Source organism: Frankia sp. EI5c (assembly GCF_001636565.1).
Lineage (GTDB): Bacteria > Actinomycetota > Actinomycetes > Frankiales > Frankiaceae > Parafrankia.
Genome location: NZ_LRTK01000016.1, coordinates 137,336 through 150,704 on the forward strand (window position 1 = coordinate 137,336; position 13,369 = coordinate 150,704).

At 70.0% G+C, this 13,369-nt stretch carries 7 protein-coding genes and 12 pseudogenes; 16 read left to right on the forward strand and 3 right to left on the reverse strand.

Annotated features, from left to right (window positions below; genetic code table 11):
- The 16 genes and pseudogenes from nuoI to UG55_RS10165 all read left to right on the forward strand — a co-directional run.
- The coding region (nuoI, locus tag UG55_RS34940; RefSeq protein WP_242424104.1) for an NADH-quinone oxidoreductase subunit NuoI at positions 1–303 on the forward strand (303 nt) is incomplete at its 3' end.
- Position 304: 1 nt separating this feature from the next.
- Positions 305–648: pseudogene (locus tag UG55_RS34945) on the forward strand (NADH-quinone oxidoreductase subunit I); the annotation flags it as partial.
- The coding region (locus UG55_RS45275; RefSeq protein WP_255360461.1) for a hypothetical protein at positions 645–702 on the forward strand (58 nt) is incomplete at its 3' end. The pseudogene UG55_RS34945 and the gene UG55_RS45275, both read left to right, overlap by 4 nt.
- Before the next feature lies 1 nt (position 703).
- Positions 704–1,643 (forward strand): annotated as a pseudogene (locus UG55_RS10130) (NADH-quinone oxidoreductase subunit J); the annotation flags it as partial.
- A complete protein-coding gene (gene nuoK, locus UG55_RS10135) occupies positions 1,640–1,939 on the forward strand; it encodes an NADH-quinone oxidoreductase subunit NuoK (RefSeq protein ID WP_066066242.1) in 300 nt (99 codons plus the stop codon). The pseudogene UG55_RS10130 and the gene nuoK, both read left to right, overlap by 4 nt.
- A 189-nt stretch (positions 1,940–2,128) precedes the next feature.
- On the forward strand, positions 2,129–4,114 hold the full coding sequence (gene nuoL / locus UG55_RS10140; RefSeq protein ID WP_066066245.1) for an NADH-quinone oxidoreductase subunit L: 1,986 nt from the start codon (positions 2,129–2,131) through the stop codon (positions 4,112–4,114).
- A 1-nt stretch (position 4,115) separates the two neighbouring features.
- Positions 4,116–4,604 (forward strand): annotated as a pseudogene (locus UG55_RS34950) (NADH-quinone oxidoreductase subunit M); the annotation flags it as partial.
- Position 4,605: 1 nt separating this feature from the next.
- Positions 4,606–5,540: pseudogene (locus UG55_RS34955) on the forward strand (NADH-quinone oxidoreductase subunit M); the annotation flags it as partial.
- Position 5,541: 1 nt separating this feature from the next.
- A pseudogene (locus UG55_RS34960) lies at positions 5,542–5,675 on the forward strand (hypothetical protein); the annotation flags it as partial.
- A pseudogene (locus tag UG55_RS34965) lies at positions 5,672–6,056 on the forward strand (NADH-quinone oxidoreductase subunit N); the annotation flags it as partial. The pseudogenes UG55_RS34960 and UG55_RS34965, both read left to right, overlap by 4 nt.
- 1 nt (position 6,057) lies before the next feature.
- A pseudogene (nuoN, locus tag UG55_RS10150) lies at positions 6,058–7,249 on the forward strand (NADH-quinone oxidoreductase subunit NuoN); the annotation flags it as partial.
- 7 nt (positions 7,250–7,256) lie between these two features.
- Positions 7,257–7,471: pseudogene (locus tag UG55_RS34970) on the forward strand (polyprenyl synthetase family protein); the annotation flags it as partial.
- 1 nt (position 7,472) lies between these two features.
- Positions 7,473–7,895, forward strand: a pseudogene (locus UG55_RS34975) (polyprenyl synthetase family protein); the annotation flags it as partial.
- A gap of 1 nt (position 7,896) precedes the next feature.
- Positions 7,897–8,273, forward strand: a pseudogene (locus UG55_RS34980) (polyprenyl synthetase family protein); the annotation flags it as partial.
- Positions 8,274–8,400: 127 nt separating this feature from the next.
- A partial coding sequence (locus tag UG55_RS29895) for a hypothetical protein (RefSeq protein ID WP_206779355.1) occupies positions 8,401–8,589 on the forward strand: 189 nt, incomplete at its 3' end.
- A gap of 312 nt (positions 8,590–8,901) precedes the next feature.
- Positions 8,902–9,723, forward strand: a complete 822-nt coding sequence (locus UG55_RS10165) for a hypothetical protein (RefSeq protein ID WP_066066259.1) — start codon at positions 8,902–8,904, stop codon at positions 9,721–9,723.
- A 561-nt stretch (positions 9,724–10,284) separates the two neighbouring features.
- Here UG55_RS10165 and UG55_RS10170 read toward each other — a convergent pair.
- The 3 genes and pseudogenes from UG55_RS10170 to UG55_RS34990 form a co-directional block, all read right to left on the reverse strand.
- Complete coding sequence (locus tag UG55_RS10170; RefSeq protein ID WP_066066262.1) at positions 10,285–11,346, reverse strand: 2-oxoacid:ferredoxin oxidoreductase subunit beta; 1,062 nt, start codon at positions 11,344–11,346, stop codon at positions 10,285–10,287.
- Positions 11,343–12,411, reverse strand: a pseudogene (locus tag UG55_RS34985) (2-oxoglutarate ferredoxin oxidoreductase subunit alpha); the annotation flags it as partial. The pseudogene UG55_RS34985 and the gene UG55_RS10170, both read right to left, overlap by 4 nt.
- Before the next feature lies 1 nt (position 12,412).
- A pseudogene (locus UG55_RS34990) lies at positions 12,413–13,229 on the reverse strand (2-oxoacid:acceptor oxidoreductase family protein); the annotation flags it as partial.
- Positions 13,230–13,369: the final 140 nt, after the last annotated feature.

A 13,369-nucleotide genomic window follows, 5' to 3' on the forward strand; every position in this document is an offset into this window, starting at 1 on the left:
ATGGGGATCCTCGACCCCTACAAGGGTTTCGGCGTCACCTTCTCGACGATGTTCAAGAAGCCGACGACCGAGCAGTACCCGGAGTACAAGAAGGAGACGGCGCCGCGCTTCCACGGCCGGCACCAGCTCAACCGGCATCCGGACGGCCTGGAGAAGTGCGTCGGGTGCGAGCTGTGCGCCTGGGCCTGCCCGGCGGACGCGATCTACGTCGAGGGCGCGGACAACACCGACGAGCAGCGTTTCTCGCCAGGTGAGCGGTACGGCCGCGTCTACCAGATCAACTACCTGCGGTGCATCCTGTGCNGGCTGTGCATCGAGGCGTGCCCCACGCGCGCGCTGACGATGTCGAACGACTACGAGCTCGCCGACGACAGCCGCCAGGACCTGATCTTCACCAAGGAGCAGCTCCTCGCCCCGCTGCGGGAGGGGATGGAATCGCCCCCGCACCCGATGCGGCTGGGCGAGAGCGAGACCGACTACTACACCCGGGATCCTGACGCCCCGCTGCCCTGGCAGACGGGTGGCTCGCCGGCGGCCGGCGACGCGGCGGCCACGGCGGAGAGCGTCATCGACCGCCGCACCGCCGGCGAGCACTCCCGGGCCGACGAGGTGCCCGCCCACGGCGCGGGTTCGGAGCGGCCACGATGAATCCGCAGATTCTCGCCCAGGCGGCTGAGATCACCAGTACGTCGAACGGCGAGGNCTGGACCTTCTGGCTGCTCGCGCCGGTGGCACTCATCGCCGCGCTCGGCATGGTCCTGATGCGCAGCGCGGTGCACTCGGCGCTGCTGCTGGTGGTGAACCTGTTCTGCGTGGCGGTGTTCTACCTGATCCAGGACGCGCCGTTCCTCGGCTTCGTCCAGATCATCGTCTACACCGGCGCGATCATGGTTCTGTTCCTGTTCGTGCTGATGCTGGTCGGTGTCGACTCGTCCGACTCGCTCGTCGAGACGCTGCGCGGCCAGCGGATCGCCGCGGTCATCCTCGGCCTCGGCTTCGCGGGCCTGCTGGTGTTCCCGATCGGTGGCGCGATCGACGGCCAGACGGCCGCGGGCCTGGAGGCGGCGAACACCGGCGGCAACGTCCACGCGATCGGACGTCTGCTGTTCACCGAGTACGTGTTCGTCTTCGAGGCGATCTCGGCGCTGCTCGTCGTCGCGGCCATCGGGACGATGGTGCTCGGCCACCGCGAACACGCGGGCGAGAAGCTGAGCCAGAAGGAGCAGATGCGCCGCCGCTTCACCGCGGGTGGCCCGATCACTCCCCGGCCCGGGCCGAAGGTCTTCGCCATCAACCCGGATCTGGAGCAGGCCGTGCGGGGCACTGGCGAGCCGGTGGCGGTCGGTGCGACTCCCCCCGGCGACGACGGCCGTGGTGCCGGTGGCGCCGGACCGTCCAGCGGGGGGCCGGGTGACGCGGGACCGGGCGGGTCCGGCGGTCCCGGCGGAGGCGGATCCGGTGGCTCCGGTGGCTCCGGTCCCGGGGGCGCGGGGCTCGGCGGTGACGGCTCGGGAGACGGTCAGAGCGTGCGCGGCCCGGGCGCGAACGGTGCGGGCGTGAACGGCACAGCGGAGGACGCCGGCGACGGGTCCGTCGTCGGCGAGTCGGCGCCGGTGGGCGCGGGCAGGGGGAGTGGTCGGTGAACCCGGCGAACTATCTGATCCTGTCGGGTCTGCTGTTCACCATCGGGGCGACCGGCGTGCTCGTCCGGCGCAACGCGATCGTCGTGTTCATGTCGATCGAGCTGATGCTCAACTCGGTGAACCTGACGCTGGTCACCTTCTCCCGCATCCACGGGACGCTGGAGGGCCAGATCATGGCGTTCTTCGTCATGGTGGTGGCCGCCGCCGAGGTCGTCGTGGGTCTTGCGATCATTCTGGCGATCTTCCGGACGCGCAGATCCGCGTCGGTCGACGACGTGAACCTCCTCAAGTACTGAACCGATCTCCACGAACTCGGGCCTCCCGAGGCCTTTCCCCGGCCGCCGTGACGCGGTCGCGACCGGGACGACCTCCGGTCACGGAAGAACGGACGACACTGCAGTGACGCTTTGCGCAACAGGGGCGGCGCAGCCCGGACCACCTCCGGTGGCCCTGGCGCTGGCGCACGTGCCCGGAACCGGACCGCGATGAGCGCGTCAGACGCCCTGCTCGCGGCCGAGGAGCACGGCGGTGGCGCCGTGCACTACGCCGCGGCTTCCGGGGCTTTCTCGCTGACCTGGCTGCTCATCGCGCTTCCGCTGGCCGGGGCGGCTGTTCTCCTGCTCGGCGGGCGGCGTACCGACCGGTGGGGCCATCTGCTCGGAACGCTCACCGCCGCGGCGTCGTTCGTCGTCGGCCTGGTGCTGTTCTTCGGGCTCCTCGACCGGGACGGCGACGACCGCGCGGTCTCCCAGCACCTGTTCAGCTGGGTGCCGGTCAACGGCTTCCAGGTGGATGTCGGCCTGCTGGTCGACCAGCTCTCCGTCCTGTTCGTGCTGCTGATCACCGGTGTGGGCACGCTGATCCACGTCTACTCGATCGGCTACATGAAGCACGACGCGGGGCGGCGGCGCTTCTTCGCCTACATGAACCTGTTCCTGGCCTCCATGCTGCTGCTGGTGCTGGGCAACAACTTCCTGGTCCTCTACGGCGGCTGGGAGCTGGTCGGTCTCTCGTCCTACCTGCTCATCAAGTTCTGGGAGTTCAAGCCCGCCGCGGCCACCGCCGCGAACAAGGCGTTCTACATGAACCGCGTCGGTGACGTCGGCCTGGCGCTCGCGATCATGTTCATGTTCGCCACCGTGGGCAGCACCAACTACGACGAGGTGTTCGGCGCGGCCGCCGCGGACGTGATCGGTTACGGCACGATCAGCGCGATGGCCCTGCTGCTCCTGCTGGGTGCCTGCGGCAAGTCCGGTCAGTTCCCGCTGCAGGCCTGGCTTCCGGACGCGATGGAGGGCCCGACCCCGATCTCGGCCCTGATCCACGCGGCCACCATGGTCACCGCCGGTGTCTACCTGATCGTCCGCTCGGCGCCGATCTTCGACGAGACGCAGGCCGCGCGTACCGTGGTCCTGATCATCGGGGCCGTCACCATCCTGATCGGGTGCGTCATCGGCTGCGCCTACGACGACATCAAGAAGGTGCTGGCCTACTCGACCGTCAGCCAGATCGGCTACATGTTCCTGGCGGTGGGCCTCGGCCCCGCCGGCTACGCGCTGGGCATCATGCACCTGCTGGCGCACGGCTTCTTCAAGGCCGGCCTCTTCCTCGGTTCCGGCTCCGTCATCCACGCGATGGAGGACGAGCAGGACATGCGCCGGTACGGCGGCCTGTGGCGGTACATGCCGATCACCTGGGTCACGTTCGGGCTCGGCTATCTGGCGATCATCGGTTTCCCGGGGCTGTCCGGCTTCTTCACCAAGGACCGGATCATCGAGACGGCCCTGGCCAAGGGCGGTACCAGCGGCTACGTCCTCGGGGGAGTGGCCCTGCTGGGCGCCGGGATCACCGCCTTCTACATGACGCGACTGTTCCTCATGACCTTCCACGGCAAGGCGCGCTGGGAGCACGAGGGCCCGAAGGCGAAGCACCCGCACGAGTCGCCGACCTCGATGACCGCGCCGATGGTGCTGCTGGCGTTGGGTTCGGTCTTCGCCGGTGGGCTGTTCGTCCTCGGCGACTCGATGCAGAACTGGCTCGCGCCGGTGGTCGGTGAGCACGGCGAGGCGCATCACGACATCTCGCCCGCGGTCGTCACCGCGCTGGTGCTGGTCGTCTCCGCCGGTGGTTTCGCCGGCGCCTACCTGCGCTACCAGCTTCGCCCGGTCGAGGCCGTGGCCCGGCCGGACGCGGAGGTCAGCGTGGTGACCGTGGCCGCCCGCCACGACCTCTACGCGAACACGATCAACGAGACCGTCGCCATGCGACCGGGGCAGTACCTGACCCGCTTCCTGGTCTGGGCGGACAACGTCGGGATCGACGGCTTCGTGCGCGGAAGCGCCGCGGCCGTCGGCGGGCTGTCCGGCCGGCTGCGACGCACCCAGACCGGCTTCGTCCGGTCCTACGCACTGTCGATGTTGGGAGGTACCGTCCTCGTGGTCGGTGCTCTGCTGCTGACCAGGGCAGGCTGACATGGGAACGGCACCCTGGCTGACGATCATGCTGATCGTCCCCGCGGCCGGTTCGTTCGTGGTCGCGACGCTGCCCCGCCGGCTCGGCCTGCTCGCCAAGCAGCTCACGCTCGCCGTCTCGCTCGCGGTGCTGGTGCTGGCCATCCTGGCCACCGCCGCCTACGACCCGGACAAGGCCGGTTTCCAGTTCGGCCAGTCCTATGACTGGATCAAGCAGTTCGGCGTCTCCTACTCGGTGGGCGCCGACGGCATCTCGCTGGTGCTGATGCTGCTCGCCGCACTGCTGGTGCCCGTCGTCGTCCTGGCCTCCTGGGACGAGGTGGACGAGGTCAACCGGTCCGTCCCCGCGTTCTTCGCGCTGCTGCTGGCGCTGGAGACGGGGATGATCGGTGTCTTCGCGGCCACCGACGTGTTCCTCTTCTACGTCTTCTTCGAGGCCATGCTCATCCCGATGTACTTCCTGATCGGGAGCTACGGGCCGGTCGAGGAGNAGGCGCAGCGGTCCTACGCGGCGGTCAAGTTCCTGCTCTACAGCCTCTTCGGCGGGCTGCTGATGCTGGCCGCGGTGATCGGCCTGTACGTGGTCTCCGCCGACCAGCTCGGGACGGGCACGTTCGACTTCGCCACCCTGCGCCAGCTGGAGATCACCCCCGGCGTGCAGAAGCTGCTCTTCCTCGGCTTCTTCATCGCCTTCGCCATCAAGGCGCCGCTGTTCCCGTTCCACACCTGGCTGCCCGACGCGGGTGCGCAGTCGCCGACCGGCGGGGCCGTCCTGCTCGTCGGGGTGCTGGACAAGGTCGGCACCTTCGGCCTGATCCGCTACTGCATCCCGCTGTTCCCCGACGCCTCCGAGTACTTCGCACCCCTGGTGCTGGCCCTGGCGGTGATCGGGATCTTCTACGGTGCCCTGCTGGCGATCGGCCAGCGGGATATGAAGCGCCTGGTCGCCTACACCTCGCTGGCCCACTTCGGCTTCATCGCCCTGGGAACGTTCGCCTTCACCTCGCAGGCCGGCACCGGTGCGGTGCTCTACATGGTCAACCACGGCCTGTCGACGGGCCTGCTGTTCGTGATCGTCGGCTTCCTCGTCGCCCGCCGCGGCAGCCGGGACGTCGGTTCCTACGGCGGCCTGGCCCAGGTGACGCCGATCCTCGCCGGGGTCTTCCTGATCGCGGGGCTCTCGTCACTGGCCCTGCCGGGGACGAACAGCTTCGTCAGCGAGTTCCTGGTGCTGGTCGGCACGTTCACCGAGTACAAGGCGCTGGCGATCGTCGCGACCTGCGGCATCGTGCTGGCCGCGATCTACATCCTGTATCTGTACCAGCGCACGATGACCGGTCCGGTGAAGGACGAGAAGCTTCGCCTGATCAAGGATCTCAGCGTGCGGGAGCGGGTGGTGGTCGCGCCGATGGTGGCTCTCATCATCNGGCTCGGCGTGTACCCGAAGCCGCTGCTCGACATCATCACGCCCACGGTGACCGCGACCTTCGCGGACATCGGGAAGTCTGACCCGGCGCCGACGGCCCCGGTGGCCGCGCCGGAATCCGGAGGCCATTCGTGAGCGCCGTATCGACTGTGGTGGCACAGGGCGTCACACAGAAGATCACACCACCGTCTATCGAGTACTCGGCGCTCAGCCCGATGCTCATCCTCTTCGGTGTCGCGCTGCTCGGTGTCCTCGTGGACGCCTTCGCGCCGCCGAAGGCGCGGCGGGTGATCCAGCCCCTGCTCGCCGGTGCCGGCTTCGTCGGCGCGTTCGTCGCGGTGGCACTCCTGCACTCCCGGCGGGAGATCCTGGCCGCCGGCGCGGTCGCCATCGACGGGCCGACCCTGTTCATGCAGGGCACCATCCTGGTGTTCGCCGCGCTGGCCGTGCTGCTGGTGGCGGAGCGTTCCCTGGACTCCTCCGGCGGTGCGCTGGTCGCCTCGGCGGCCGTCGTCCNCGGCTCGAAGGGCTCCACGGCGCAGCGCACCTCCCCGGAGGTGCAGACCGAGGCGTACCCGTTGATGGTCTTCTCGGTCACCGGGATGCTGCTCTTCGTCGCCTCGAACAACCTGCTGGTGATGTTCGTGGCGCTGGAGATCCTGTCGCTGCCGCTGTACCTGCTGGCCGGGCTCGCGCGTCGCCGGCGGCTGCTGTCGCAGGAAGCCGCGATGAAGTACTTCCTGCTCGGTGCCTTCTCCTCAGCCTTCTTCCTGTACGGGGTCGCGTTCGCCTACGGCTACGCCGGCAGCGTCGAGCTCGGCCGGGTCGCGGACGCCGTCGGGACGGTCGGCCAGAACGACACCTACCTCTACCTCTCGCTGGCTCTGATCGGCGTCGGCCTGTTCTTCAAGATCGGTGCCGCTCCGTTCCACTCCTGGACGCCGGACGTCTACCAGGGCTCGCCGACGCCGATCACGGCCTTCATGGCCGCCGGCACCAAGGTCGCGGCCTTCGGCGCGCTGCTGCGGGTCTTCTACGTGGCCTTCGGTGGCATGCGGTGGGACTGGCGCCCGGTGATCTGGGCGGTGGCGATCCTCACCATGGTGGTCGGCGCGGTGCTCGCGCTCACCCAGCGCGACATCAAGCGGATGCTCGCCTACTCGGCGGTCGCGCACGCCGGCTTCCTGCTGGTCGGCATGGCCGGCTCGAACACCGACGGCCTGCGCGGCGCGATGTTCTACCTGGTGACCTACGGCTTCACCACCATCGCCGCGTTCGCCGTGGTGTCCCTGGTCCGGACCGGAGACGGTGAAGCCAGTGACCTGTCCCAGTGGCAGGGGGTGGGCCGCACCTCACCGGTGCTCGCCGGCACCTTCGCCTTCCTGCTGCTCGCGCTCGCCGGGATCCCGCTGACCAGCGGTTTCACCGGAAAGTTCGCCGTCTTCCAGGCTGCGATCGCCGGTGACGCGACCCCGCTGGTGGTCGTGGCGCTCGTATGCAGCGCCATCGCGGCCTTCTTCTACGTCCGGGTGATCGTGGTGATGTTCTTCTCCGAGCCGCCGGCGGAAGGTCCCGTCGTCGTCACCCGGCCGACGTTGACCTTCGCGACGGTGGGTATAGGAGCGCTTATGACGCTTCTGCTGGGAGTAGTCCCACAGCCACTTCTCGACCTCGCGACCACCGCCGCGACTTCCGGCTTCGTACGCTGATGGCGGTATGAGCGCTATCGGGCTGGACGTGATGGGGATCAGGGCCGACCCTGATCTGGAGAAGGCTGTCCGGATGGGCCTCGCGGCGGTCGAGGAGATGCTGCGGGTTTCCGTCCACAGCGAGTTCTCCTTCGTCACCGAGGCCTCCCGGCATCTCGTGGACGCGGGCGGCAAGCGGTTCCGGCCCATGGTCGTGCTGCTCGCGGCGCAGTTCGCCGACCCNGACGCGGCCGGTGTGGTGCCGGCCGCCGTCGCGATCGAACTGACGCACCTCTCGACGCTGTACCACGACGACGTGATGGACGAGGCGCCGCTGCGGCGGGGGGCGGCGTCCGCGAACGCCCGCTGGACGAACACGGTCGCGATCCTCACCGGCGACTTCCTGTTCGCCCGCGCCTCCGAGATCACGGCTGATCTGGGGCCGGCCGCGACCCGCATCCTCGCGCGCACCATCGCCACCCTGTGCGAGGGGCAGATCAGGGAGACCGTCGGTCCCGGCCCCGGGCAGGACCCCATCGAGCACTACCTGCGGGTCATCACCGACAAGACGGCCTCGCTGATCGCCACCTCCGGTCGTCTCGGCGCCATGCTCAGCGGCGCCGACCCGGCGACCGCGGACATCCTGGCCGCCTTCGGGGAGCGCTTCNGGGTGGCCTTCCAGCTCTCGGACGACCTCATCGACCTCTCATCGCCCACGGAGACCTCGGGGAAGACCCCGGGAACCGATCTGCGGGAGGGGATTCCGACGCTGCCGGTCCTCTACGCGCTCCAGGGCGAGGACGCCGGGGCCCGGCGGCTGCGCGACCTGCTCGGCGCGAACCCGTGGTCCAAGTCCGGTGTGGCGGAGCCGGCGGTGGCGGAGGCGCTGGAGGTACTGCGGGAACATCCCGGTATGGACCGGGCGCGCGCCGAGCTGGTCCGCTGGTCGACCGCGGCCCGCGACTGCCTCGCGCCGCTGCCCGACGGGTCCGCGAAGGTGGCGCTGGAATCCCTCGCTGACTTCGTCGTCGACCGCACGAGCTGAGCCCGACAAGCAGCTGAGGCCCGAGGAACCGGGCTTGACGGACTGAGGCCCGGGCCTCAGTCCGTCAAAGTCGCCCGGCGTCGGGCCGCACCGGTGCTAGTCGCTCGCGGCGCCGCCGGGGGAGAGGGTGGCCGACGGAAGGACGAGATCCCAGATCGGTGTCACCTCCACCGGCTCCGGATTGAACGGCAGCGAGCCGTCATCCTCGGCGGTCTCGGTCGCCCTGGGCGTCGGGCTCGCCGACGTGGTCGGGCGGGCGGTCGACGGCTTCGAGCTCGGCTTCGACGTGGGCGAGGTGGTGCTCCCCGTCTGCGTGNGGCTGGCCGGCCTGGTCGTCGACGTGCCGGGGGTCGCCGCCTGGCTGCTCGGGGTCGAACTGGGCCCACCCGGTGTGCTGGTGCTCCCACCCGGTGTGCTGGTCGTCCCACCGGTCGGGGAAGGCGTGGCCGTGGTCTGCGGACTCAGCGGTACGAAGGGGATCTCGTAGCCGGCGAGATCGTCGCTCGTCTCCTGCGGCAACGGGGCCCCAGCGCCCTGCGGAACGTAGGCCGACGAGTGGGCGGGGGGCTCCGAGTAGGCGTATCCCGTGCCGCCGGCGCCCCGACCTGAGCCGGAGCCGGAGCCGGAAGTGGATGTGGTCGAGGGCTCCAGGGTGGGCGGCAGCTCCGCCCGACTGCCCCGGGAGGCGGGCGTGACCTCCGAGCCGAAGGCGTTGCGCGCCTCGTCCACCTGGATGAGCGGGGTCGCGCCCGTCGTCGGCCCGGCGGTGGTCACCGGTGTCTCGCCGGTGAGGGCCACCCCGGTCACGATCGCGGAGAGCCCCGCGAGGGATGCGGTACCCGCCACGACCATCCTGGTCCGACCCGGGGTGCGGCGCGCGGCGGGGGCACGGTGCGCGCCCCGGCCCGTCGACGAGGGTGATCTGGTGCCGGCCTGCCGCGAGGCCGAGGCCGAGCGCCCGCCCGCGATGGTGCGGGTGCCGTCGGCGCGGGCCGCCCCGCGGTCGGCGCTGCCCGGCTCGCCCGGGAGCGTGCCCACCGGGCGGACCGGCTCGAACACGGAGAAGCGCGTGCTGCCGGCGGCATCGCCGCGGTCCCGACCGAGGGCTGAGTCCCGACCGAAGCCAGCGGAACCCGAGCCGTCTCGCCTGGATGACCTTCCGGCCGAGGAGCTCATCGACAGCGGGCCGGTCACCGTGTCGATCTCCCCGGGCGGGAGCACGGAGGGCCGGGGTGGCGGGAAGCGCCGCGGCATCGGGGTGGTGCTCGCGGAGGGAGCACTGCTCCACTCACTGCTCACCCAGCCTGAGCGGGGTGCCTCACCGGAGGGCTGCGGTGCCCGGGTTCGGGACACGCGTGGCAGCGGAGCGTGGGTGTCCGGCCGGGCGGGACCCGGCCGGGGCTCCGGCGCGTGGCCACGGGCCGGGACCTGCCCCCGCATCGGGATCTGACCCCGCATCGGAGTCTGATCGCGCATCGGGATCCGGGCCCGGTTCGGCAGCTGGCCGCGGGTCGGGAGCGGGGGGCGCTCGGCGAACGGGGCGGGCTCGGCGAACGAGGAGCGTTCGGGGGCCGGCACCTGCCGGGGAAGCGGAGCCCTGCCGGGAACGTCTCGACCGCGGGCGCCGCCGGCTCCCCGGCTGTGCCGCCCCGCGGAATGGCTACCCATGCTGACCGCCGGCGGCTGCCAGAACCTGCCGTCGGGCGTTGCCGGCTGACGACGAGCCTCGGTGACCGGCTCGGTGACCCCGCGCTGCGTAACCCCGCACTACGCCTCCGCTGCTTCGGTGTTGTGAGCCCCCCCGGGCCACACGGCACCCCCACCGGCGTTCACCATACCGCATGCTGATCAGAAAGCCGCAACTACTGCGTTTAACCCCCTAATGGGGCAATTGGGGGTGGATGATCCCGCCGGTGCCCGTCGCGGGACCTACGGGACCTACGGGACCTGACGGAGAAGGCCGGGGTGACAGTCCGTCACCCCGGCCCTCCTCATCCGCGCCGCGGATCTGTCAGTTGATCGTCCAGGTGTCGCTGCCGGAGATCAGTCCGAGCAGGTCGCCCTTGCCCTGCTTGGTGCGGGCCTGCTCCACCTGCTGGTTGAGCGCCTCGTCGTAGGTGGGCATGTCGACGTTGCGGAAAACGCCGATGGGGGTGACCCCGTGCGAGTCGCCGGTCAGCCGGGACAGCGCGAACGCCTGGCTCGGGTCCAGGTTCGCCGCGTCGTGCACGAGCACGCCCTCGTCCGTCGCCGCGCAGACCTCCAGGCCGCCGGAGGCCGACCGCCGGATCCCCTTGTCCCGCTCGGCCCCGAAGAGCAACGGCTCGCCGTCCACCAGCTTCAGCGTGACGTCGTCGCGGGTGGTCCGGTCCTTCAGCGGCTCGAAGGCGCCGTCGTTGAAGATGTTGCAGTTCTGGAAGATCTCGACGAACGCGGTGCCCGGGTGCTCCGCCGCGGCGCGCAGCACCGACGTCAGGTGGGCGCGGTCCGAGTCGATCGACCGGGCGACGAAGGTCGCCTCCGCACCCAGTGCCAGCGACGCCGGGTTGTACGGACGGTCCAGCGAGCCGAACGGGGTCGACTTCGTGATCTTCCCGACCTCGGAGGTCGGCGAGTACTGCCCCTTGGTCAGGCCGTAGATCCTGTTGTTGAACATCAGAATCTTGATGTTGACGTTGCGGCGCATCGCGTGGAGCAGGTGGTTCCCGCCGATGGACAGGGCGTCGCCGTCCCCGGTGACCACCCACACCGACAGGTCCGGCCGGGAGGTGGCCAGGCCGGTCGCGATCGCCGGTGCGCGCCCGTGGATGGAGTGCATCCCGTAGGTCTGCAGGTAGTACGGGAAGCGGGAGGAGCAGCCGATGCCCGAGATGAACGCGATGTTCTCCCGGGCGATGCCCAGCTCCGGCAGGAAGCCCTGGACGGTGGCCAGGATGGCGTAGTCACCGCATCCCGGGCACCACCGGACCTCCTGGTCGGAGGTGAAGTCCTTACGGGTGAGCTGGGTCGGCGTGGCGGGTACCAGGTCCAGGAGCCGGTTGGTAATCCCGTTGCCGTTCGTTGTCACGGTCACTGGTTGATCACGTCCTCCAAGACGCCCGCGAGTTCCGCGGCCTTGAACGGCAGTCCGCGGACCTGGTTGTACCCGATCGCGTCCACCAGGAACTGCGACCTGATCAAGGTGCGGAGCTGGCCGAGGTTCATCTCGGGGATCAGCACCTTGTCGTAGGAACGCAGGACCTCGGCGGTGTTGGCCGGGAACGGGTTGAGGTGGCGCAGGTGGGCCTGGGCCACGTGCAGGCCCTTCGCGCGGACCCGCCGGCAGCCCGCGGCGATCGGTCCGAAGGTCGAGCCCCAGCCGAGCACGAGCACGTCCGCCATGCCGGACGGGTCGTCGACCTCCAGCGGCGCGATGTCGCGGGCGATGCCGTCGACCTTCGCCTGCCGCAGTCGCACCATGCGGTCATGGTTCGCCGGGTCGTAGGAGATGTTGCCCGACCCGTCGGCCTTCTCCAGACCGCCGATCCGGTGCTCGAGGCCCGGGGTGCCCGGAACGGCCCACGGCCGCGCGAGCGTCTCGGGGTCGCGCTGGTAGGGCCAGAACTCGGGACCCTTGGGACCGGTGTGGTTCGGCTCGGTAGTGAAGGTCACCGTGAGATCCGGCAGGTCCTCGCCGGTCGGCAGCAGCCACGGCTCGGAGCCGTTCGCGAGGTAGCCGTCGGAGAGCAGGAAGACCGGCGTGCGGTACTTGGTGGCGATCCGGGCGGCCTCGATGGCGGCGTCGAAGCAGTCCGCCGGCGATCGCGGCGCCACGATCGGCACCGGCGCCTCACCGTTGCGCCCGAACATCGCCTGCAGCAGGTCGGCCTGCTCCGTCTTGGTCGGCAGTCCGGTCGACGGGCCGCCGCGCTGGATGTCCACGATCAGCAGCGGCAGCTCCAGGCTGACCGCGAGGCCGATCGTCTCGCTCTTGAGCGCGACACCCGGGCCCGAGGTGGTCGTCACACCCAGCGCGCCACCGAAGGCCGCGCCGAGCGCGGCGCCGATGCCGGCGATCTCGTCCTCGGCCTGGAAGGTCCGGATGCCGAACTGCTTGTGCTTGCTCAGCTCATGCAGGATGTCCGACGCCGGGGTGATCNGGTAGGTACCGAGGAACAGTGGCAGCTTCGTGAGCTCGCCGGCCGCGATCAGTCCGTAGGACAACGCGATGTTGCCGGTGATCCGCCGGTAGGTCCCCTGCCGCATGCGGGCCGGGGCGACCTCGTAGGTGACCGAGAACGACTCGGTGGTCTCGCCGTAGTTGAAGCCGGCGCGGAAGGCGGCGATGTTGGCTTCCGCGATCTCCGGCCGCTTCGCGAACTTCTTCTTGAGGAAGCCCTCGGTGCCGGCGGTGGGCCGGTGGTACAGCCAGCTCATCAGGCCGAGCGCGAACATGTTCTTCGCCCGCTCGGCCTCCTTCTTGTTGACCGAGCCGCCGACGCCCTCGGCCGCGTGGACCGCGTTGATCGTCATGGACGTCAGCGGGACGCGGTGGACGGTGTAGCTGTCGAGCGTGCCGTCCGTGAGCGGGTCGGTGGCGTAGCCGGCCTTCTTGAGGTTGCCACCGGTGAACGCGTCGGTGTTGACGATCAGGTCGGCGCCGGGTGGCAGATCCTTGAGATTCGCCTTCAACGCGGCCGGGTTCATCGCCACCAGCACGTCCGGCGCGTCGCCGGGGGTAAGAATATCGTGATCGGAGAAATGTAGCTGGAAGCCAGAAACTCCGGCCGGTGTGCCGGCTGGCGCCCGGATTTCCGCGGGAAAGTCCGGAAGCGTGGAAAGATCGTTGCCGAATGCCGCCGTCTCGCTCGTGAACTGTTCTCCGGTGAGCTGCATACCGTCGCCGGAGTCGCCGGCGAACCGCACGACGACCCGGTCGAGCCGGCGGGTCTCCCTCTCCCTGACCTGCTCAGACACCTTAAGTAACCTCCTCAGGTACCACCCCAGCGTACCGGGCGGCTCAATACGGCACGAGGATCGTGCCGCCTTGCGACGGCGGGAAGGGCGTCGCGTCGTGGCTTGCGGCCGGATTATCCCGACCAGGTTCCCCTTGCTGG

Excerpts from the sequence above, each read along its gene's own strand:
- nuoL (WP_066066245.1), top strand. The coding sequence starts at position 2,129 with ATGAGCGCGTCAGACGCCCTGCTCGCGGCCGAGGAGCACGGCGGTGGC.